General features: G+C 75.7%; 18 protein-coding genes and 2 pseudogenes. 8 read left to right on the plus strand and 12 right to left on the minus strand.

The window, feature by feature from the left end; translation table 11 throughout:
* Positions 1 to 4: 4 nt before the first annotated feature.
* Positions 5 to 982 carry an expansin EXLX1 family cellulose-binding protein gene (locus ACIF8T_RS04480; RefSeq protein ID WP_400031015.1) on the minus strand — a complete coding sequence of 326 codons (978 nt, stop codon included), beginning with the start codon at positions 980 to 982 and terminating at the stop codon, positions 5 to 7.
* Between the two features lie 295 nt (positions 983 to 1277).
* Between ACIF8T_RS04480 and ACIF8T_RS04485 the strand changes: the two genes are divergently transcribed.
* Entirely contained in the window at positions 1278 to 3326 is a 2049-nt protein-coding gene (locus ACIF8T_RS04485; RefSeq protein ID WP_400031017.1) for an FUSC family protein, read from the plus strand.
* 111 nt (positions 3327 to 3437) lie between these two features.
* Here the strand turns inward: ACIF8T_RS04485 and ACIF8T_RS04490 are convergent, their stop codons facing one another.
* Positions 3438 to 4397 (minus strand): endonuclease/exonuclease/phosphatase family protein, encoded by a 960-nt coding sequence (locus ACIF8T_RS04490; RefSeq protein WP_400031019.1) that lies wholly within the window; start codon positions 4395 to 4397, stop codon positions 3438 to 3440.
* Between the two features lie 403 nt (positions 4398 to 4800).
* Here ACIF8T_RS04490 and ACIF8T_RS04495 point away from each other — a divergent pair, with 403 nt between their 5' ends.
* A complete protein-coding gene (locus ACIF8T_RS04495) occupies positions 4801 to 5172 on the plus strand; it encodes a DUF899 family protein (protein ID WP_400031021.1) in 372 nt (123 codons plus the stop codon).
* Positions 5173 to 5327: 155 nt separating this feature from the next.
* Positions 5328 to 5510 carry a hypothetical protein gene (locus ACIF8T_RS04500; RefSeq protein ID WP_400031023.1) on the plus strand — a complete coding sequence of 61 codons (183 nt, stop codon included), beginning with the start codon at positions 5328 to 5330 and terminating at the stop codon, positions 5508 to 5510.
* 8 nt (positions 5511 to 5518) lie between these two features.
* On the opposite strand, the gene ACIF8T_RS04505 is transcribed toward ACIF8T_RS04500, so the two are convergent.
* The 3 genes and pseudogenes from ACIF8T_RS04505 to ACIF8T_RS04515 all read right to left on the minus strand — a co-directional run.
* Entirely contained in the window at positions 5519 to 7618 is a 2100-nt protein-coding gene (locus ACIF8T_RS04505) for an ABC transporter ATP-binding protein (protein ID WP_400031025.1), read from the minus strand.
* Positions 7619 to 7930: 312 nt separating this feature from the next.
* Positions 7931 to 8368, minus strand: coding sequence for a hypothetical protein (locus ACIF8T_RS04510; RefSeq protein WP_400031027.1), 438 nt, complete (start codon positions 8366 to 8368; stop codon positions 7931 to 7933).
* Between the two features lie 212 nt (positions 8369 to 8580).
* Positions 8581 to 9192, minus strand: a pseudogene (locus ACIF8T_RS04515) (ATP-binding protein); the annotation flags it as partial.
* Positions 9193 to 9410: 218 nt separating this feature from the next.
* Here ACIF8T_RS04515 and ACIF8T_RS04520 point away from each other — a divergent pair.
* The 3 genes from ACIF8T_RS04520 (at position 9411) to ACIF8T_RS04530 (ending at position 11467) form a co-directional block, all read left to right on the plus strand.
* Entirely contained in the window at positions 9411 to 10271 is an 861-nt protein-coding gene (locus ACIF8T_RS04520; protein WP_400031029.1) for a helix-turn-helix domain-containing protein, read from the plus strand.
* The gene (locus ACIF8T_RS04525; protein ID WP_400031031.1) at positions 10271 to 10546 is read left to right on the plus strand and encodes a DUF397 domain-containing protein; all 276 of its coding nucleotides are present in this window, start codon (positions 10271 to 10273) and stop codon (positions 10544 to 10546) included. The genes ACIF8T_RS04520 and ACIF8T_RS04525 overlap by 1 nt, the downstream gene beginning before the upstream one ends.
* A gap of 117 nt (positions 10547 to 10663) precedes the next feature.
* A complete protein-coding gene (locus ACIF8T_RS04530) occupies positions 10664 to 11467 on the plus strand; it encodes an SAM-dependent methyltransferase (RefSeq protein WP_400031033.1) in 804 nt (267 codons plus the stop codon).
* A 206-nt stretch (positions 11468 to 11673) separates the two neighbouring features.
* Here ACIF8T_RS04530 and ACIF8T_RS04535 read toward each other — a convergent pair whose 3' ends face one another.
* Positions 11674 to 13191: a PLP-dependent aminotransferase family protein gene (locus ACIF8T_RS04535; RefSeq protein WP_400031035.1), complete on the minus strand. Its 1518-nt coding sequence runs from the start codon at positions 13189 to 13191 to the stop codon at positions 11674 to 11676.
* Between the two features lie 47 nt (positions 13192 to 13238).
* On the opposite strand from ACIF8T_RS04535, the pseudogene ACIF8T_RS04540 reads away from it, so the two are divergent.
* Positions 13239 to 13741: pseudogene (locus ACIF8T_RS04540) on the plus strand (carboxymuconolactone decarboxylase family protein).
* Positions 13742 to 13809: 68 nt separating this feature from the next.
* Here the strand turns inward: ACIF8T_RS04540 and ACIF8T_RS04545 are convergent.
* The 3 genes from ACIF8T_RS04545 to ACIF8T_RS04555 all read right to left on the minus strand — a co-directional run bounded on the left by ACIF8T_RS04545 (position 13810) and on the right by ACIF8T_RS04555 (position 16791).
* Positions 13810 to 15300, minus strand: coding sequence for a glutamate synthase subunit beta (locus ACIF8T_RS04545; protein WP_400031037.1), 1491 nt, complete (start codon positions 15298 to 15300; stop codon positions 13810 to 13812).
* A gap of 137 nt (positions 15301 to 15437) precedes the next feature.
* Entirely contained in the window at positions 15438 to 15917 is a 480-nt protein-coding gene (locus ACIF8T_RS04550; protein ID WP_400031039.1) for a DUF1772 domain-containing protein, read from the minus strand.
* A gap of 148 nt (positions 15918 to 16065) precedes the next feature.
* Entirely contained in the window at positions 16066 to 16791 is a 726-nt protein-coding gene (locus ACIF8T_RS04555; RefSeq protein WP_400031041.1) for a DUF2293 domain-containing protein, read from the minus strand.
* 93 nt (positions 16792 to 16884) lie between these two features.
* On the opposite strand from ACIF8T_RS04555, the gene ACIF8T_RS04560 reads away from it, so the two are divergent.
* Entirely contained in the window at positions 16885 to 17526 is a 642-nt protein-coding gene (locus ACIF8T_RS04560; RefSeq protein ID WP_400031043.1) for a uridine kinase, read from the plus strand.
* A gap of 260 nt (positions 17527 to 17786) precedes the next feature.
* Here ACIF8T_RS04560 and ACIF8T_RS04565 read toward each other — a convergent pair whose 3' ends face one another.
* The 3 genes from ACIF8T_RS04565 to ACIF8T_RS04575 form a co-directional block, all read right to left on the minus strand.
* The gene (locus tag ACIF8T_RS04565) at positions 17787 to 18914 is read right to left on the minus strand and encodes a magnesium and cobalt transport protein CorA (protein ID WP_400031045.1); all 1128 of its coding nucleotides are present in this window, start codon (positions 18912 to 18914) and stop codon (positions 17787 to 17789) included.
* Positions 18915 to 19277: 363 nt separating this feature from the next.
* Positions 19278 to 20147: a carbohydrate kinase family protein gene (locus ACIF8T_RS04570; RefSeq protein WP_400031047.1), complete on the minus strand. Its 870-nt coding sequence runs from the start codon at positions 20145 to 20147 to the stop codon at positions 19278 to 19280.
* A gap of 305 nt (positions 20148 to 20452) precedes the next feature.
* On the minus strand, positions 20453 to 21361 hold the full coding sequence (locus ACIF8T_RS04575) for a pseudouridine-5'-phosphate glycosidase (protein ID WP_400031049.1): 909 nt from the start codon (positions 21359 to 21361) through the stop codon (positions 20453 to 20455).
* Positions 21362 to 21415 lie beyond the last annotated feature (54 nt).

Below are 21415 nucleotides of genomic sequence, written 5' to 3' on the forward strand. Positions count from 1 at the left end.
CGCCTCAGTGCCGGGCGAACTGGACGCGGGTCGGCTGTACGGCGTCCGGCCGCACGGCGATGCCGTCGACGGTCAGCTGCTCGCCGTAGATGTCGGTGAGCCTCAGGGCGCCGCCGCAGCCGGTGCCGTCGGGGGAGAGGAAGTAGTTGTACTCGGTGCGGGTCAGCTGACGCCATCCGGAGCCGGTGCCGACCTCCAGCCGGGCCAGCGGGTTGCGGTGGCCGATCGCCTGGACACCGCACCAGTGGCGGCTGGAGCCGGTCTTGTAGCGGATCGAGACGGTCTCGGACGTGGCGGGGCTGAGCAGGGTCCACGTGATCGCGATCCGCCCGGCGGAGAGACCGGCGAGCTCGGCGAAGGCCTCCTTGCTGAGGTCGAGCTGCCCGGGGGCGCAGGGGGAGGGGCACTCGTTGGTGATCCGGACCGTCACGGACGCACCGCCGGCCGCGCGGACGAGGACGTGCGCCCCGCACGCCTTGGACGTCTCGTAGTCGGTGGTGTTCATCGCCGCGATCATGAGGTCGGGGCTCGGGCCGTACAGGCAGGCGCCGTCGCCGTCCGCGGCGTCGTAGTGGGTGGCGACTCCGTCGTAGGTGACCCCGGGCTTCATCCGCCCGGCCAGCGGCGCCGTGCCGGAAGCCCGGCGCGGGGCGGGCGTGGCCGCGGGGGTGCTCCCGCGCGACGGCCGGGCCGACGCGGTGGTCGCGGAGGGCCTCGGGGCCGGGGACGCCGTGGACGGCTTCCGCTTCGGCTGCTGCGCGGTCGCCGTGGGCGGGACGCCCGGCCGGGCGCCGGCACCGGAGCCGGCCGTGGGGGCGGCCGTGGAGACGGCCGCTCCCGAGGTCCGCACGGCGCCGGACCCGTCGTCGGGCGTGACCGCGACGACCAGCGATACGAGGAGTCCGACGGCCGCCACGGCGACGGCCGGTGCCAGGACGGTGCGCCGCTTGCCGGGGGCGCGGCGGTGTGAGGGGGATGCCACGGATGAGTCCTTACGTGGTTCAGGAGAACACGCGCTGCCGACTCGTCAGTGGTCACAGCCCACGGAAAGGTTGCCGGGCTCTTCCGCGGCGGCGCGGCAGCCGCCCGCCCCTCCGCCCGGCCCGCCCCGGGCCGCGTTCACGAGGAACGCGCCTCTCCCGCCGATCGTCACACCCCGGCAACACGCGTGTTCCCCTTCCGCCGGGTACTCCGCCTACCGTGGAGACCACGCCCGTACAGCCCGGCCACCGTCGCCCGAAGGCTCACCCCCGCCCTCGACAGCCGACAGGAGCCCCGTGTCCCGCCGCGCAGCCCGCAGCCCCGTGAACCGTCGTCCCGCTGACCTCGCCCTGCCGCCGTGGCTCGCCCACACGCTGCGCGCGCAGCGCGGGCCGGTGCCCTGGAGCGCGGTGACGCGCGGGGCGCTCGCCGCCGGGCCGCTCCTGCTGCTCGCCGTCGCCGCCGACCGCGCCTCCCTGGGCGTCGTCGCCGCCGTCGCCGCCATGCTCGCCGGGATCAACGACCGGCCCGGCAGCCGGCGGGCCTCCGTCAAGCGGATCGGCGTGCCCGCCCTGGCGGGGGCGGCCGGACTGCTCGTGGGGACCTGCGCGGGGGAGCACCTCGGCGCGGTCCCGCTCACCCTGCTGTTCACCGGGCTCGGGCTGTTCGCCGGGGCCGTCAGCGCCGTGGGGCCCGTCGCCTCAGGGGCCGGTACGCAGCTCCTCGTCGCCACCGCCGTCGGCGCCGGGATGCCGCTCCCCGAGACCGGCTGGGCGCGGGCCCTCGCCTTCCTCGCCGGAGCCGGGTGGCTGCTCGCGCTGCGGCTCGCCCTGCCCACCCCCGGCTCCCTCGCCGGCGACTTCCGCTTCGACGGGGAGCGCAAGGCCGTGGCCGCCGTGTACGACGCCGTCGCCGACCTCCTCGACGCCGCCGGAACGGCCGACGCGGGCGCACGCCGGGCCGCGCTCACCGCCGCCCTCGACCACGCGCAGGACGCGCTCGCCGGACCCCGGCTCCGGCGGTACGCCTCCTCGTCCGCCGAACGGCGGCTGCACGCCCGGTACGCCGCCGCGCTGCCGCTCGCCGAGGCCGCCACCGCGCTGGCCTGGGCCGGGGAGGCGGTGTCGGCCCGGACCTCCGAGGGGCCCCGGCGCCTCGCCGCCGCCGTACGCGACAACGCGCACACCGGGCCGCTGCCCGCGCCCTCCCGCTCGGTGCCCGCCCTGCGCGCCCTCGACGACGCCCTGCTGCACGCGGCCGAGGTCTTCGACCGGGGCAAGGGCGGCGACCTGCACACCCGGCGCCGCAGCCCGGCCGACCGGGTGCGGGCCGCCCTCGGCGACGGCGGACGGGAGTACGGCCTGCGGGTCGCCCTGTGCTTCGGGGCCAGCGCGGCCGTCGCGCAGGCCCTGTACCAGGCCCAGTGGTACGGGCAGCACACGCACTGGTACTGGCTGCCCGCCACCGCCGTCTTCCTCGTCAAGCCCGACCTCGGGCCGCTCGCCTCGCGGGTGCTGAGCCGGGCGGCCGGGACCGTGCTCGGCGCCCTCCTCTTCGCCGGGTTCGCGGCCGTGCTGCCCCGGCCCGGGGGGCTCGTCGCGCTCGTCGCCGTCAGCGGCGCCCTCATTCCCGTCGCCACCCGGCACTTCGCCGCCCAGACCGCCGTGGTGACCGTGCTCGTGCTCGCCCTGGTGATGGTCGGCGGCGAACCGCAGGCCTCCGCCGGCCGGATCGGGGAGACGCTGCTGGCCTGCGCGATCGTGCTGATCGTCGGCCACCTGCCGATCCCGGGGCAGCGGGGCGGGGGCGTACGGGCCCGGCTGGCCGCCGCGACCGGCGCCGCGCAGGCGTACCTCGACCACGTCCTGGAGGAGGCGCGGGAGCCGCGCACCGCCGCGGCCGGCGCCCTTGCCGCCGGCCGTGCGACCTCCTCCGGCGGCCGCGTGGCCCTCTCCGGCCGCCCCGCCACCTCCGCCGACCACCGTGCCGCCCGCTGGACCCTCCGCCGCGAGGCCTACCGCACGCTCGCCGAGGCCCGCACGGCCATCTCCCTGGCCGCGCACGAACTGCCCGCCCTCGCCCGGCACGCCGAAGGCGCGGACGAGGTCGCCGGCCTCCTCGAACGGCTCGTGGACACCACGACCGCCGGGGCCGTGCACCTCGACGACACCGGACGGCTCTCCCCGCGGCACACCGAACGCCTCACCGCCCTCCTCGGCGAACTCGCCGCCCACCGGGAACGCGTCGGGCCGACCGGATCGACCGGACCGACCGGACCGACCGGACCGACCGGGTCGACCGGATCGGCCGGGTCGACCGGGCCCGCGGTGCGCCGCGCCGGCTGACGCCTGGCTCGCGGCAGGAGGCCTGCGGCCGGGGAGACCGGAGGAGGGGGAAGCCGGAGAGAGGCCGGGGCAGCCGGGAACACCGGGGCAGCCGGGGCAGCCGGGAGGCCGTCAGTCGCCGTCGCCGATCCGGACCCACACCGGCGCGTGGTCGGACCCCGACGCCCCGCGCCGCTCCGCCGGGTCCGGGCCGACGGACGGCAGGCGCGGCGCGTCCTCGTCCGGCAGGCCCGTGCCCGCCGCCGTCACCCGGCGGACCAGACAGTGGCTGAGCAGGACGTGGTCGATCAGTTCGCGCCGCCCGGCCTGGACGCGGGAGTAGCGCCGGCCGGCGGGGATCAGCGGGGCCACGTCCCACAGCCGGGTCGCGTCGCCCCGGTCGGGCAGGTCGTGGCCGGGCGTGCCGATCTCCGAGCCGGGCGGGCCGAGCAGGATCTGCGTGGTCGCGGCCTGCACCTCGTCGTTGAGGTCGCCGAGGACCGCCACGTCCCGCTCGCGCCCGTCACCGGCCAGCAGCTCGTCCGCGAGGGCGCGCAGCGCGGTCGCCTCGGCGGCCCGCCGGCAGAGGGCGTAGGCGCCGTACCGGGCCCGTTCGCCCTCGTCGCGCGGGTGGAACCGGCCGCCCGGATACGACAGCAGCTTCGACTTCAGATGGCAGACGGCCACCCGCAGCGGGCCGTCCCCGGTGGCGGTCTCCACCGCCAGGAAGCCGCGCCCGGCCTCCGCCGCCGTCAGGCCCGAGTCGTCGACCTGCACCGGCCGCAGCGGCGCCGGGAACGCCTTCGTGTCGGCCACCACCGCCGGCCGCGTGCGGCTGAGGAAACCGACCCGGATGCCGCGGCCGTCCGCGTGCTCGGAGAGCACCACGTGCCACTCCTCGTCCAGCATCCCGGCCAGGTCCTCCAGGGCACCGGGATCCCCGACCTCCTGCACGCCGAGCAGCGCCGGATCGAGCTCCGTGATCACGGCGGCGAGGGCGGCGAGCTTCGCCTCGTACGCGGCCTCGTCCTCCGGCCCGAAGGGGCCGCCCGGCCGGTAGAGGTTCTCCAGGTTCCAGGTGCCGAGGAGCATGCCGGGCTCCTTTCCGAAGCCACCGGCGGGACGGTGGTGCCGGGATGCGCGCACATCCCGTCCCGCGACAGACCCGCGGCGGGACGCGCGGCCCGGAGTGCGCCGTCCGGAGTGCGCCGTCCGGCGACCCGGTCGCACGGCGCGTGCGGACACCGTCCGCCGCGGAGGATCCCGCCGAGGTCATCATCACCGGACGCACGGGACCCGCGCACGACGATCAAGAGCGCGACGGGTCCGGTTCGGCCGCCGCGGTCGCCGTAGGGGCACGACACCTGAACCCCCGGAACGTGAACGGCACAACGCCACAGACGGCTCCCGTGCCGGAAAGGCCGCCGCCCCGCCGGTGGGTTCCGCCCGGCCCCCGGGTCACCGCACCGAACGGGACCGTCGCACAGGAGGGGGCATGCCGCTTCCGGAGATCGTCTCGCGCGAGCGGTGGCGCGCGGCACGCGAAGGACTGCCGGCCGAGGAGAAGGCCGTCACCCGCGCGCGGGACGCGCTCAACGCCGAGCGGAGACTGCCCGTGGCCGAGGTCGGCAAGGAGCTCGTCGAACGGTCCGGCCTCGGCTGCTTCCTGCGCGACCGCGACCGGGCCTTCCGCACCTGCTCCACGGACGGGCGCGGTCTCGACGGACTCGGTTCGGCCACCGGCCCGCTGGGCCTCACCGCGCTCGGCCGGCAGGAGGAGTGGGAGGAACCGAAGGGGCGTGCGGCAACCTTCGGTGCTCCTGGGGGAAGTGAGCACGCCCGGTATCACGACGAGTGCGACGACTGATACGAGGAGTGAGGAAAACAGCCAAGCGGCTGAGACGTTCCTCACACTTGAGGGTGAACGTGTGTCAACTACGTCTCAGTACCGTCACTTCGCGAGGTGTTCACCCCATGGTTGGCGTTTAACTCTACGAGTACAGCGCTACATGGAGGTGCAGGGTGAACGGGCGAACGGTGCTCGAGAGCTTTCCCGCCGGCGGCCCGCGTGGTTCGTGGCCGGCGGAGGAGTTCGCGCAGGCGCGGCGTCTGGAGGGCCTGCCCGCCGAGGTTGTCATGGACCTCGCGACGGACATGTTCCTGGTGATCGTGCGGAGCGACGGCTCCGGTGACGCCACCGCCTGAGCCGTGCCTCAGCCCGCCGTCGGGGCCGGCCCACCGGTGACCGGCACGTGCGCCGCCGCCTCCCGCGCCGCCGGACCGTCCGCCACCGGCCCCTTCGCCCCCCGTACGCCGTCCGCCGCCGGCTCCGTCGCCGGCGGCTCCTGCGCGACCGGGGCCGGCGCCCTGGTGAACTGCTCCGCCTGCAGCGCGTACAGCTCCGCGTAGAGCCCGCCGCGCGCCAGCAGCTCGTCGGGCGAGCCGGACTCGACCAGCCGGCCCTGGTCCAGGACGTGCACCAGGTCCGCGTGGCGCACGGACGCCAGCCGGTGCGTGATGAGCACGACGGTCTGCCCGCCGTCGGCCAGGGCGCGGATCCGGTCGAAGACCTCCAGCTCGGCCCGGGCGTCCAGGGCCGCCGTGGGCTCGTCCACGATGAGGACCTGCCCGCGGCGGTAGGCGGCCCGGGCGATCCCCAGCCGCTGCCACTGCCCGCCCGACAGCTCGTGCCCGCCGTTGAACTCGCGGGCCAGCAGGGTGTCCAGTCCCCGCGGCAGGTCCGCGACCACCTCCCCGGCGCCCGCCTCGGCGACCGCCGCGGCCAGACGTTCCTCGGTCAGCGGCGCCGAGGGGTGCCCCACGGCGATGTTCACCCGGGCCGTGAACGGCCACCGCTTGAAGTCCTGCGCCACCATCGCGATGCGCTCGGCGAGCAGCCGCCGGTCCACGGCCGCCGCGTCCACGTCGTCCCACAGGATCCGCCCCTTGTCCGGGGTGTACAGGCCGGCGAGCAGCTTCACCAGGGTCGTCTTGCCGGAGCCGTTCTCGCCGACCAGCGCCACGATCCGGCCCAGCGGCACGGTCAGGGTGACGTCGTCGAGGGCGGGGCGGGACGCCTCGCCCGGGTAGCGGAACGTCACGTTCTCGAAGCGGACCTCCCGCGGCTCCTCGGGCAGCGGGAGGCCGCCGACCGGGATCGCCCGCTTGGCCGCCTCCGCGTACAGCTTCTCCAGGTCGCCGACGAACAGGGCCTCCTCGTGGAGCTGGTTGACCTCCAGTACCAGGGTCTCCAGGCTGGCGGAGCCGGTGCGGATCGCGATCACCGCCGTGCCGGCCACCGACAGCGCCATCGCCCCCGCCAGCAGCAGCCCGCCCAGCGTCGCGTACGTCGCCGCCGCCGCGAGCCCCGTCCACGCCGCCGCGAACAGCCCCGTACCGGCCGCGAGCCGCGCCAGCCGGGCCTGCTCCGCCTCCGCCGTCTCCGACATCGCCCGGAAGTGGCGCAGCAGGAAGGGGCCCACGCCGTGCACGCGGATCTCCGGCGCGGCCTGCGGCTCCGTGAGCAGGCCGCTGAGCAGGTGGCCGGCGCGGGCGTGCTGCACCCAGGTGTGGAAGGACGCGTAGCGGCGCCGGGCGATCGTCAGGGAGCTCCAGGCGCTGGGCAGCGTCATCGTGACCAGCAGCGGCAGCAGGACCGGGTGCAGGACGGTCAGCACGCCGGCCGCCGCGACCAGCGAGATCGCCGCGTTCATCACGCGCGTGCCGTACGAGATCATCCGGCGGGCCGAGGAGGCGCCGTACTGGGCGGTGTCCAGCAGCTTGTGGAAGGCGTGGTCCTCGATGGCGGCGAGCTCCACGGCCGCCGCCCGTTCCAGGTACAGCTCGGTCGCCACCCGTTCCACCTTGGGCTCCAGGCTGCCGGCGGCGTACGTGCCGGCAGCCCGCAGCAGGGTCGCGACCAGCATCACGACGGCCATGACGGCCAGCGCCGGGACGGCACCGCGCAGCCGGTCCTCGATCGGTCCGGCGCCCATCAGCCGGGCCAGCACGCTGTTGACCGCGAGCAGGTTCACCGCCTGCGCGACGCCCCGGCCCGTCTCGGCGGCCAGCACGGTCCGCGCGGCACGCCGGTCGGCCCGGAGGGCTAGCCGGAGGCTGGAGGCCAGCATGGCGGGCAGCTGCCTGATCATGGCGCGGAAGTCGAGCTCCAGGAAGGCGCCGCGGTGCTGGTTCCAGCCCGTGTCGTAGCGGAGCGGGCCGCCGAAGAGCAGCCTCTCCGACTCGGACAGCGGCGGTTCGTCCGCCGCGCGTGTCCCGTCTCGCCGACCAGAGCCCTGGGCCTTCCCGGCCATTCCCACCGTCGACCTCCCGCGATCACCGTTGGCGGACGAACGGCCACTATGGCCGGGCCGGGACCGCCGGGGCAGGGCGTGCGGCGCGGCGGCGGAAGCGCGCGGGCGCACCACCGAGGGGCCCTGCGGGGAGGGTGCGGACGGTGGGGCTGTGGGGGCGGAGGGAGCGGGCCGGGGGCGGGCTCCGCCCCGGCGGGGCAGCCGGCGACGCGTGCGCCACCGGTCCGGAAGGGGGAGAGCTCCGCCCTCGCCGGGCGCACCGAGGCGGAGCCGGCGGGGTGGGGACGGCGGGGTGGGGCAGGCGGGGTGGAGCTACGCGCTCACCGGGCGGGACCACGCCGGAGCCGTACCCGTCAGCCGGCACAGGGCCAGATAGAGGGGGATCGGCGGGGTGTACGGGAGGGTGCCGTCCGGCCGGTGGATGAGTCCGGGCAGGTCCGGGACGTCCGGCAGGACCGCGCCGGTGGCGTACCGCGCGGGCGCGGGCCACTCCATGGCGTAGTCGGAGTCGGACGGCACCAGCCACCACCAGTGCGCCCGGTCGGCGTAGACGCAGCCGACGCGCGGCAGCCGGGGCATGACGAGCGGGCCGAGGCGGGCGGGGACCGCCACCGCGTCGCAGCCCAGCGGAGCCGTCATGCCGTCGGGCACGGGCAGCCGCAGCGGGACGGCCGCGCCGGCGGGGCGCGCCGCGCGCTGAAGGCGTACCAGGGTGTCCAGACCCAGCGACCGGCCCGTCCGGGCCCTCACCCGCTTCCCCTGCCCGGGGACCGCCCGAACGGGGGTGTCCCGGCGGTGCCGGTGGGGGCGGCGCCGCCCGCGCGGCCGGCCTGGCGGACGACCCGGGCGCGCTCGACGACCTGGCCGTGCCCGGCACCCTGCGCGTGCTCGGCACCGCGGGTGCGGCCGGTGTCCCGAGGGGTGCCGGCGTGCCCGGTGCCACCGGGGAACTCGGCGTCGGCGGTCCCGTCCGCCTCGCCGCCGTCCCCGCCGTCCTCCTCGTCCGGGTCGCCGGACGAGCCCGGCTTGGGGCGGGTGCCCCAGCCCAGGTCGTCGCGGGGTTCGCGCGAGTCGCGGGGGCTGTCGCCCCCGCGCGGCAGCTCGGCCCAGACCATCAGTCCGAGACCGTGCTCCTGGGCTCCCCAGGCGTGGCACAGCGCGTCGACCAGGAGCAGCCCGCGGCCGTGCTCCTCCTCGGGGCGCTGCCGGGTGGCCGCGAGGGGCTGGCCCGGGGCGCAGCCTTCGTCGCGCACGGCTATGCGCACCAGGTCGGCACCGTCGTGCAGCTCGCACACGATGTGCGTGCTGGCGGTGTGCACGATGGCGTTGGTGACCAGCTCGGAGACGACCAGGGCCGCGGTGTCGCAGGTGTCCTCGCACACCGACCAGCCGGTCAGCCGGGCGCGTGTCAGGCGTCTGGCCTGCGCGGGAGAGCCCGGGTGTGCGGCCAGCTCGAAACGGAACCGGCGCTCGGCAGCGGCCTGGTCAGGGCCTGCTCCCGCGGCGGCGCCGAGGCCGACGGGGCCGGCGACGGCGTCTGTTCCTAAGGGCGCGGACGGAATCACGCTTGCCACTATCGCCCCGGCGCGAACAGCTTGGCAAGTGTCACTCTGAAAATTGCAGAGTGATGTGTGACGGTCTGGACGGGCGTGGCACACTGCTCGCAACAGCACGTCGAGCGGCGCCAGTTGAGATCATCGAAACTTCGTTCGGATCGTTCGATCAGCGAGTCTTCGAAAGGTCATCGAATGGCGCCGCCGGGCTGTCCGGAAACTTTCTGTGGAGGTGGAGCGTGAGCGAACCGCGGTCCGCGCCGACGGTCGGCCAGGTCGTCCTCGGCCGGCGCCTGCTGGACCTGCGGGAACGCGCGGGGCTCAAGCGGGAGGAGGCCGCCCGCGTGCTCCACGTCGCGCCCGCCACCATCCGCCGCATGGAGACGGCCGAGGTCGCGCTCAAGATCCCGTACCTCCAACTGCTCCTGCAGGCCTATGGCGTACCCGAGGACGAGGCGGCCGCCTTCGTGCAGCTCGCCGAGGACGCCAACAAACCGGGCTGGTGGCAGCGCTTCCACGACATCCTGCCGAACTGGTTCTCGATGTACGTCAGCCTGGAGGGCGCGGCCAGCCTCATCCGCTCCTACGAGCCGCACTTCGTCCCCGGCCTGCTGCAGACCGAGGAGTACGCGCGCGGAGTGCTCACGTCGGGCGCCATCGGCCAGACCCGGCCCGACGACATCGAGCGCCACGTCGCATTGCGCATGCAGCGCCAGCAACTGCTCACCCGTGAGGACGCGCCCCGGCTGTGGGTCGTGATGGACGAGACCGCGTTGCGCCGCCCGGTCGGCGGCCCGGAGGTGATGCGTGCCCAGATCGACAGGCTGCTCGACGCCGCGAAGCTGCCGAACGTCACCCTGCAGATCGCCCCGTTCGCGAGCGGGCCCCACCCCGGCACGTACGGGCCGTTCGTGCTGTTCCGATTTGCCATGCCCGAACTGCCGGACATGGTCTACAGCGAGTACCTGACCGGCGCCGTCTACCTGGACGCGCGCGCCGAGGTGGCGACCCACCTCGAGGTCATGGACCGCATGGCGGCGCAGGCCGCTACGGCACAACGCACGAAGGAGATCCTCCAGGATCTCCGCAAGGAGCTGTAATGGATCGCATCACGTCCCAGCCGAAAGCACGGATCCGCGCCGAGCGGATCTACAACGGCATGCCGGCCCGGGAGCTGGGCAGCGAGGGCTGGCACAAGCCGTGGAGCGGCGGCAACGGGGGCAACTGCCTGGAAGCGATGAAGCTCGCCGACGGCCGCATCGCCGTACGCCAGTCCACCGATCCCGACGGGCCGGCGCTGATCTACACCTCCGACGAGATGACGGCCTTCATCGAGGGGGCCAAGGCGGGGGTGGCGGACTTCCTGCTGTCGTGACCTGTGCTGCTCGTCGTTTGCGTTCAGTCAATTCCCTTATCTTGGCACTGAGTTGATCACCAACCACGGTGGATCCGGCGAATTCCCCGGATCCCGCAGAGACTTATGGAGTGCGCCATGACCGGGCAGCCCCCCGTCGAGATCGACACGAGCAAGCCGCATCCCGCGCGGATGTACGACTGGTATCTCGGCGGCAAGGACAACTACCCGGTCGACGAGGCCATGGGCCGGCAGATGCTCGCCCTGGACCCGAGGGTTCCGGTGATGGCGCGGGTCAACCGGGCCTTCATGCACCGGACCACGCGGTGGCTGGCCGGCCAGGGCGTGCGCCAGTTCCTCGACATCGGCACCGGCATCCCGACCGAGCCCAACCTCCACCAGGTCGCCCAGGGGATCGCCCCCGACGCGCGCGTCGTCTACTGCGACAACGACCCCATCGTGCTGGCCCACGCGGCGGCCCTGCTGCGCGGCACGGACGAGGGGGTCACCGAGTACCTGCAGGCCGACGTGCGCGACCCGGCCTCCATCGTCGAGGGCGCGCGCAAGGTCCTGGACTTCTCCCAGCCGGTCGCGCTCTCGCTCATCGCGCTGCTGCACTTCGTCCCCGACGAGGACGGCGCGCACGACCTGGTCCGCCGGCTGCTGGCCGAGGTGCCCTCCGGCAGCTATCTCGTGATGACCCACGCGACGTCCGACTTCACCCCTGAGGAGTCCGCGGCGGCCACCGAGAAGATGAGGGCGGCCGGGGTCAGCCTGGCGCTGCGCTCCCGCACGGAGTTCGCCCGCTTCTTCGACGGCCTCGACCTCGTCGAACCCGGCGTCGAGGTGCCCCACCGGTGGCACCCGGAGCTCGGGGAGCCGGTCCCCGGCCAGGACGACGGGGTGATCCCGGGCTACGGGGCGGTGGGGCGCAAGCCGTAGGGGCCGAGTCGGGCCCGGGACCGGGCGCCGGCAGGCCGGGGCGGCTCTGCCCGGGCCGGTCGGCTCGTCCGTGCGACCGGGGCGGACCTGCCGGTTTCCGGCTTCGTGACCGCGGCTCCGGCCGCCTGCGGGGCGGTCCGCCGGCGGCCGTTCCTCACGCGGAGGGGGGCGGGCCTGCGGGGCGTCCGCTCCCGGTTCCCTGCCGGTCAGCCCGCCGGTACGGACGGAGGCGCTCCCGCCGGTCCGCCCGGCGGCAGCACCTCGCGCAGGGCCTCGCACAGGGCCTCCAGTGCCGCCCCGTAGGCGTGCTCCGGGGGCGTCGCGTAGCCCACGACGAGGCCGTCGCGCGGGGGCATGTCCGTCTCCGGGTGCCGGAACCCGGCGAGGCCGTCGAGGGCGACACCCCGCCGGGCGGCGGCCTCCACCGCTGACCGCTCGGTGCCGGGCGGCAGCCGCAGCACCGCGTGCAGCCCGGCCGCGACCCCGGTGACCTCGGCGTGCGGGGCGTGCCCGGCGAGCGCCGCCACGAGCCGGTCCCGCCGACCGCGGTACCGCTGCCGCATGCGCCGTACGTGCCGGTCGTACGCCCCGCGGACGAGGAAGTCGGCGAGCCCCAGCTGGTCGAGGACGCTCGCCCAGGCCTCCCGCTCGCCCTTGGCCGCCAGCACCCCGTCGACGTACCGCTCCGGCAGCACCATCCAGCCCAGCCGCAGCGCCGGCGACAGGCTCTTGCTGACCGAGCCGATGTGGACGACCCGCTCGGGGTCGAGTCCCTGCAGGGCCCCGACGGGCTTGCGGTCGTAGCGGAACTCCCCGTCGTAGTCGTCCTCCAGCACCACCCCGTCCCGCGCGCGTGCCCAGTCGATCACGGCGGCCCGGCGCCGCGGGTGCAGCGGGCCGCCGGTGGGGAACTGGTGCGCCGGCGTCAGCAGGACGGCCCGCTCGCGCGCCAGCCGGTCCACGCGCGCGCCGTCCTCGTCCAGGGGGAGCGGCACCGTCCGCACCCCGGCCGCCGCCAGCAGCTCCCGGTGGAAACCCAGCCCGTACCCCTCCACGGCCAGCGGACCGCCCAGCACCCCTCCGCCGAAGAGCAGCCGCAGGGCGTGCGCGAACCCGGAGCAGACCACGATCCGGCCCGGCTCGGTCCGCACGCCCCGCGCGCGGGCCAGGTACTCGGCGAGCGCCTCCCGCAGCTCCGGCCGGCCCGCCGGACCACCGGGCCCGAACGCCTCGCCGGGAGCCTGCCGCAGGGCCCGCCGGTAGGAGGCGGCCCACGCGGCCCGCGGGAACGCCGAACCGTCCGGGCTGCCCTGGCGCAGGTCGTGCCGCGGCCCGTGCGCGCGGGGCGGTGCCTTGCCGGGCCCGCGCGTGCGGGGCGGCAGCGGCGCCGCACGCTCCGCGACCCGGGTGCCCGAGCCCTGCCGGGCGGTGAGCCAGCCCTCCGCGACGAGCTCCGCGTACGCGTCGGCCACCGTGTTGCGGGCGACGCCCAGGTCCGCGGCGAGCGAGCGGTACGGCGGCAGCCGGGTGCCGGGAGCGAGCCGCCCGCCGCGCACCGCCTCGCGCAGCGCCCGGGTCAGCGCCGCCCGCCGCCCGCCCGGACCGGACAGCTCCAGATGCAGGTCGGCACCGATCCGCTCCGCCGCGTCGGCCCAGGACCCCGCCGCGCCGCCCCTGGGTTCCGGCTCCGGCGGTGCTGGCGTGTCGACCCGTGATTCCGGCATGGAGATGCACCCTACAACCGGCCTTTCCCGGCCGTGGGGTGAAGGACATGAGGACGCTCACGACCCGGACGTCCGCACCCGTCGGTCCGGCCGGCCCGGCGGCCCGCCTCGACTTCGCCCGTACCGCGCCGAGGGTCTTCCGTGCCCTGATGGCCTTCGACGCCGCCGCCCGTGAAGGCCTCGCCCCGGCCCTCGACGCAGTGATCCGGCTCCGCGCCTCGCACCTCGACCACCGCGCGTACTGCCTCCACCTGCACACCGGCGACGCCCGCGAGGCCGGCGCGGCGCGAGCGAGGAGCGGCTGCACGTGGTCGCGGTCCGGCGGGAGGCCCCGCGCTTCTTCACCGCGAAGCAACAGGCGGCCCCCGCCCTCACGGAGGCGGTGCCCCGGGTGGCCGACGCCGGCGTCCCGGACGGCGTCTGCGCCCGGGCCGCGGCCCACTTCGACGAGCGGGAACGCGCCCAGGTGCCGGACCTCGTCCCGACGATCCGCACCTGGAACCGGATCGCCCTCTCCACGGCGAAGCCGGCGGGGACGGACCCCTGCTGACCGGCCACCCGCCAGCCCGTCCCTCCCGGTGTCCCCTCTCCTCACGCCATCGTGTCGCCGTGTCGCCGTCACACGGTCATCGGCCGGTCGTACGGGCCGATCGGCGCGGGCAGGCGCGAGGGGACGCCGGTCAGGTAGCGGTCGACGGCCGCCGCCACGGCCCTGCCCTCGGCGATGGCCCACACGATCAGCGACTGCCCCCGGGCGGCGTCCCCCGCGACGAACACACCGGGGACGTTCGACGCGAACCCCGCGTCCCGCGCCAGCGTGCCGCGGGGCTCCAGCTCCAGCCCCAGCCGGTCGATGAGCCCGTCCGTCCGGTCCGGCCCGGAGAACCCGAGGGCGAGCAGCACCAGGTCGGCGGGGAGCGCCCGCCCGGTGCCCGGCAGCGGGCGGCGCCGCGCGTCCACCTCGACCAGGTGCAGCGTCCGCACGTGCCCGTCCGCGTCCCCGGTGAAGCGCAGCGTGGACGCCGCGAACAGCCGCGCGTCCGCGTCCGCCGCCGGAGCCGTCCGCAGGTCCCGGGCCTCCTCGTGCGCGGCGGACAGCCGGTAGAGCTTCGGGTACGTCGGCCACGGCTCGCTCTCCTCCTCGCGCTCCGTGCCCGGCCGGGCGTAGATGTCCAGCTGGGTCACGGACGCGGCCCCCTCCCGGACCGCCGTCCCCAGGCAGTCGGCGCCGGTGTCGCCGCCGCCGACGATGACGACGTGCTTCCCGGCGGCGGACAACGGGGAGCTCTCCAGATCCCCCTCGCACACCCGGTTCGCCTGCGGCAGGTACTCCATCGCCTGGTGCACACCTGCCAGCTCCCGCCCCGGAACCGGCAGTTCCCGCCACGCCGTGGCTCCCGTCGCGACCACGACGGCGTCGTAGCGGGCCCGCAGCTCGGCCGCGTCGACGTCCCGCCCGACGGCCGTCGACGTACGGAACCTGGTCCCCTCGGCCCGCATCTGCTCAATGCGCCGCTCGAGGTGGTGCTTCTCCATCTTGAACGCGGGGATGCCGTACCGCATCAGCCCGCCGATCCGGTCGTCCCTCTCGTACACGGCGACCGTGTGTCCCGCCCGGGTGAGCTGCTGCGCGGCGGCCAGCCCGGTGGGCCCGGAGCCGATCACCGCGACCGTCCTGCCGGACAGCCGGTCCGGCGGAGCCGGCGGCGCGAACCCCTCCTCCCAGGCACGGTCGGCGATGGCGCACTCGACGTTCTTGATGGTGACGGCCGGCTGGTTGATCGCCAGCACACAGCCCGCCTCGCACGGTGCCGGGCACAACCGGCCGGTGAACTCGGGGAAGTTGTTCGTGGCGTGCAGCCGGTCCGCCGCCGTCCGCCAGTCCTCCCGCGACACCAGGTCGTTCCACTCGGGGATCAGGTTGCCGAGCGGGCAGGCCTGGTGGCAGAAGGGGATGCCGCAGTCCATGCAGCGGTCCGCCTGCTTGCTGACGAGGGGCAGCAGGGCCCCCGGGACGTAGACCTCGTCCCAGTCCCGGACCCGTTCCCCGACGGGCCGGCGCGGCCACTCCTGGCGAGGCGTGGTCATGAATCCCTTGGGATCGGCCATGGCCGTCTTCCTTGCGTACGCGTGCGGCGGGCCGTGCGTCGTCGGGCGGCACTCTTCCCGCCACGATACGTGCCCCCGGCGCCGCGCGCAGGCTCTCGGACCGCCCCCTCTCCCACGCGCGGGGATCCCGCCTCCCCTCAGGTGAGCGCCAGTGTGTACGCCACCGCCGCCCCGGCCGAGGCGACCGTGCGGACGTGGTTCCACCGCGTCCACTCCCGCACGTACGACGGCCAGTACGCGGCCGCCTCCGGGGTGCCCGGGGCCGTCCCGGCCAGCGCGTCGTTGCGCGGCACGTTCGCCGCCAGGGTGACCCCGAACGAGCCGAACAGGTACAGCGCGCTGCCCGCGAGCAGCTCCGCCGTCCCGCCGTCCGGCCACACCACGACGGTCACCACGGCGATCACCGCGCTCAGCAACGCCGAACCGAGGAAGACGACCATGAACGGCGGCCTGACCGCGGCCACGTTGATCGCGTTCATCGCGGCCACGCCCTGCGCCGGCGGCAACGCGGCCAGACCCCGCATCACGAAGGTCGAGAACCCGCAGAACACCCCTGCCACCAGCCCGGTCCCGAGCACCCCCAGCACCGTCAGCACGAAGTACGGTCCGTCGATCATTGAAGCCTCAACTCCCCCGTGGGGCCGGGATCCTGCCCGGCATCCGTCCGTCATCACAAGTGAAATCCGCTCCGGGCGCGGTGACCACGACGACCGCACACGCCCGCAGACGGCACCGCCCGAGGACGCGCCCCGGCGACGCCCCGCGTCAGCCGGTCCCCGTCCCGGCCGCGCCCGCCCGCCATCCCCGCAGCACCGTCTCCACGTCCGCCGCGATCCGCCGCCGCGCCTCGTGCCGCGGCACGCCGCCCATCAGCAGCCGATCGTAGGGCGTGTCCAGATGCCGTACCGACGCCACCACCGCCGAGGTGACCGCCGACTCGGTCAGCGCCCGCCCCGCCGCGCTGCGGCCCACCCGGCCGCTGCCCCGCAGCGAGGCGTGCGCGGCGATGTCCCGGGCGCGCCCGTCCGGGCAGCCGGGGAACAGCCGCCGTATCTCCGCCGCGAAGGCCTGCGCGAACCGCACGTCCTGGGCCGCCCGCCGGCGCGCGTCCCGCGCTCTGCGCCGGCGTCTGGCCTCGGCGTCCGCGAGGCAGCGCCGCTCCGCCCGGGCGAGGGCGGCCTCCTCGACCAGGACGCCCTGCCGCTCGTAGCGCCCCTTGCGCCGGTTGAACCGCACGACCACCGCCGACAGCCCGCTCTCCTCCCGGGACCTGCGGGTCAGCGCCGTGTCACCGCGCGGCAGGAACACCAGGTGCCCGAGATCGGCACAGTCGAGGCAGCGCGGCGCACCGTCCTCCACGACGAGCAGCGACAGCGGCCCGCGACGGCACACGGCACAGTGCCGCTTCCACAGCGGCTGGAAGGCGAGAAGTCCCGGACGGGGCGCGGTGGTCGAGCGGGGCGCCCCCGGGGACGCCGTGGGGGAGACCATGGCAGGTTCCTTCCCCCGGCGGCGGTGCCGCACCGCGCCACCGCCGCGGGCGCCGGGCGCGGTTCGATCGGCGCTTGGCGCATCATGGGCCGTGTGCGACTGGAAGCGATCACCTGGGACCGGCTCGGCGACCTGCTCGCCGAGCGCCTGCTCGACCTGAAGCCGGCCGACGGAGGCTCCTGGCCGCGCATCGCCTTCGACGGTGCCCCCGCCGCCCGGCCGGGGGACCTCGCCGCGCGGGTCGCCGAGGCCCTGCGCACCCGCGGCCGCCCCTCCCTCGTCGTCGGCACGGAGGGCTTCCTGCGCCCCGCCTCGCTCCGCCTGGAGTACGGCCGCCGCGACCTGGAGTCCTACTACAACGGCTGGTACGACACACGCGCCCTGTGGCGCGAGGTGTTCGACCCCCTCGAACCCGGCGGGAACGGTCGCGTCCTGCCCGACCTGTGGGACCCGGCCACCGACCGCGCCACCCGCAGTCCTTATGTCCAACTGCCGCCCGGCGGAGCTCTGTTGCTGCACGGTCCCTTCCTCCTCCGGCACTGGTTCCCCTTCGATCTGAGCGTTCACGTCCTCCTCACCCCGGCCGCCCTGGCCCGCCGCACCCCCGAGGACGAGCACTGGACCCTGCCCGCCTTCGAGCGCTATGCGGAGGAGACGGACCCGGCCGGCGCGGCCGACGTCCTGGTGCGGGCCGACGACCCCCGGCATCCCGCGTGGCGCGGACCCGCGGCCTGAAGGCCCCGCAGCCCGAGAGCCCGCCGGGCATCCGGTCCGGGGCCAGGGCATCCCGGCACGGACCCAGGACTCCGGGTCGCCGCGGGTACGACCAGGCGCCTCGTCGGCGTGATCGGCGAGTCCGACCCGGCCCGGCACCCGAGCGGGGAGCGGATCGCCGCCCGGGCCGGGAGCGTCCACGCCAGGACCGGGGCGCACCACCGGCGGGCCGCGGGGTGCCGACGCCGGCCGGCGCGTCCGAGGGGCCGTGGAACGGTGCCTCAGAGCCAGCCGTTGCGCCGGAAGCCCCGGTACAGCGCCAGGCAGGCGACGGATATGACGCCGATGACCATGCCGTAGCCGTACCGCCAGTGCAGCTCCGGCATGTGGTCGAAGTTCATGCCGTACATCCCGCAGACCATCGTCGGCACGGCCACGATCGCGGCCCATGCCGTGATCTTGCGCATGTCCTCGTTCTGCGCGACCGTGACCTGCGCCAGGTGCGCCTGGAGGATCGAGTTGAGCAGTTCGTCGAAGGAGGCGATCTGCTCCTTGGCCCGCAGCAGGTGGTCCGAGACGTCGCGGAAGTACGCCTGTATCTCCGGCGGCACCACCCGGGCCGGCCGGGTGGCGAGCTCCTCCAGCGGCCGGCCGAGGGGCACCACCGCCCGCTTCAGTTCGAGGAGTTCACGCTTGAGCTGGTAGATGCGCCCGGGATCGGTCCGCGCGCCGTGCTCCGCGAACACCTCCGTCTCGACGTGGTCGATGTCGAGGTGCACGGCGTCCGTGACGTTCAGGTACTCGTCGACCACGTGGTCCGCGACCGCGTGCAGCACCGCCGCCGGCCCCTTGGCGAGCTGCTCGGGGTCGGACTCCAGCTCCTCGCGCAACGGGCCCAGCGAGCCGTGCCGTCCGTGCCGCACGGTGATCACGAAGTCCTCGCCGACGAACACCATGATCTCGCCGGTGTTCACCACCTCGCTGGTGGCCGTCAGTTCGTCGTGCTCGACGTAGCAGACCGTCTTGAACACCGCGAACAGCGTCTCGCCGTACCGCTCCACCTTCGGGCGCTGGTGGGCCTCGACGGCGTCCTCGACCGCCAGCGGATGCAGGTCGAACAGCTCCGCGATCCCCGCGAACTCCTGGTCGGTCGGCTCGTGCAGGCCGAGCCAGACGAAGCCGTCCCCGCTCTTGCGCACCCGCCGCACCGCGTCGACCAGGTCGTCGCGCGCCGACGCCCGGACGCCCTCCCGGTACGTCACGCAGTTGACCACGGAGGAGCCCAGCGGGGACCGGGCCGGGTGGCTCAGGTCGACGCGTGGGCGCCGCCGGGCCAGCCGGGCCACCTTGCGCAGACCGTCGACTCCGCCGAGGCTCGTGACCTTCCGCAGATTCCCTGCCATGGACATATGGATCTCCTCGCGTGGATCCCCCCGCGCCGTGCTGCCGCGCCTTGGCACGCCAGTCTGCCAGCCCCGCGCCGACGGCGAGCGAACCTGTGGGCAGCGGGGGTTCCGCTTTGTTCCCGGCTGTGGACGAAGGCGTCCTGCCTGTCGGCCCGGGTGGTCCCGGTGGTGGGAAGGGTGCCGGGGAACGCCGCCCCGGCAGCCTGGACTTCGCAGCCGCGCCCCTGATCTCCGCTCGGGGCGCACACCGTGAGCCATCCGTCCCCGGACGTACCGAGCCCTTGCCGTCGTCGCCGTCCGCGGCCGCCCCGTACGTCTCCGTCCGCGCCGGCCCCGTGCCCGCAACCGCTCGCCCCGCGGGCGCCGTCAGCCGGGCGCCGGAGGTCTGCCGCCCACCCGGGCCACCGCCGCGGCCCCCGCTCCGCACCCCTGCACCGCCGCCTCCTCGGGGTCGGCCCCCGCGAGCAGGGCGGCGAGGAAAGCGCCCGTGAACGCGTCGCCGGCGCCCGTGGTGTCCCGGGGCACCGCCGGGACGGCGGGCACGCGGGCGCACACGGCGCCGGACCGCGCCACCAGCGCGCCCTGAGCCCCCTGCTTGGCGACCACCAGCGGTACGTGCCGGCTCAGGCGCGCCGCCGCCTCCGCCGCGTCGGACAGTCCCGTCAGCAGGCACGCCTCGTCACGGCTGGGCAGCAGGACGTCCACGCCCTCGATGAGCGCCAGGAAACGACCGGCACCCAGCTCCGCCAGGAACCCCGCCGACGCCGGATCCAGGCTCACGGGCACGCCACGCGCGCGTGCCGCCCGCACGGCCACCGTCACGAACGCCCGGCTCGGCTCGGAGAACAGGAGGTAGCCCGACAGGTGCAGCCGGGCGACCCCGTCGAGCAGCGCGTCGGACCAGTCACCGGGATCCAGCCGCAGCGACGCGCCGCTGTCGGTGAGGAACGTCCGCTCCGCGGCGGCCTCCGCGTCGACGAGGCAGATCACCATGCCGGTCGGCGCCCGCTCGTCCACGACCAGACGGGGACGCACTCCGTGGGCGGTCAGCTCCCGTTCGTGCCAGGCCGCCGCGTCCACGCCCACCCGTCCCAGCAGACGCACGTCCGGAGCGCCCCGGTGCGCGGCCCAGCACGCCACGTTGGCCCCGGCACCGCCGGGCAGGGTGCGGATGACCGCCGAGGTGTCGGTACCGGCCGCCAGCGGCCCCCGGTGCCGTGCGACGACATCCGTCACCACGTCACCGGCCACCAGCAGGGCACCGGCCGGTGCGGGGTCCGGGTGCGCTCGGGCGACGGGCGCCGCCCGAGCCGCCGCGGACGGGAAGGCATCCGCTGCTGCGGTCGCGGCGCCGGAGCGCGCCCGGGTGCCGGTGCCCGGTCCGCGGCCCGAGCTGGTGCCTGTGCCAGGTCCGCCCCCCGCGCCGTCGCCGGGGCGTGATCTGGCGCCCGCCCCGGTGCCCGAGCCCGGCCTCTCGCCCGCACCCGCGTCGGCGTCCGCGCAGGAGGCCGCCCCGTCGCGCCCCCTGCCGCCCCCGTCCCTCACCTCCCGGCCCAGGCCGCCGCGATCCGCGCCGCCAGGCGCACGTTGCCGCGGACCGCCGCCAGGTTGGCCCGCAGGGAGGCACCGTCGGTGTGCCGCACCAGGTGGTCGAGCAGGAACGGCGTGACCGCCTGCCCCGCGATCCCCTCCGCCTCGCACGCGTGCAGCGCGTCCGCGAGCACACGCGCGTGCAGCCCGGGATCCAGCTGCTCCGCCTCGGGGACGGGGTTCGCCACGATCAGCGCCGACTCGGGTCCGCCCAGCCCGTCCTGGGCCCGCATGACGTCCGCCACCTGCTCGGGCGTGTCCAGCCGCCAGTCCACCGGATGCCCCGAGTCGGACAGGTAGAAGCCGGGGAAGCGATCGGTGCCGTACCCGGCCACCGCGACCCCCAGCGTCTCCAGCCGCTGCAGGGTCGCCGGCACGTCCAGGATCGACTTCACGCCCGCGCACACCACCGTGATCCGCGTACGGGCCAGCAGCCCCAGGTCGGCCGACTCGTCCTGCGTCACCGTCCACTCCCGGTGCACGCCGCCGAGCCCGCCGGTCGCGAACACCCGGACGCCCGACAGCGCCGCCAGCAGGGCGGTCGCCGACACCGTGGTCGCTCCGCTGGACCGCGAGGCGAGCGCGAGCGGCAGGTCGCGGTGGCCCAGCTTGCGTATCCCGTCCTCGTTGGCGACCCGCTCCAGCTGCTCCTTGTCGAGGCCGACGTGAGGCCGCCCGTCCAGTACGGCGATCGTCGCCGGTACGGCGCCCTCCTGCCGCACGACCGCCTCCAGTTCCCGCGCCACCTGGAGATTGCGCGGGCGCGGCAGCCCGTGCGCGATGATCGTGGACTCCAGCGCCACCACGGGACGGCGCGCGCCGACCGCCTCCCGGACCTCCTCCGACACCACCAGCACCACGTGCCCGCCTCCTGTCCGTCGGTCTTCCCTCATCTCTGGCGGGCCGCGCACCGG

The sequence above is a fragment of the Streptomyces sp. NPDC085946 genome, from assembly GCF_044540485.1.
GTDB lineage: Bacteria > Actinomycetota > Actinomycetes > Streptomycetales > Streptomycetaceae > Streptomyces.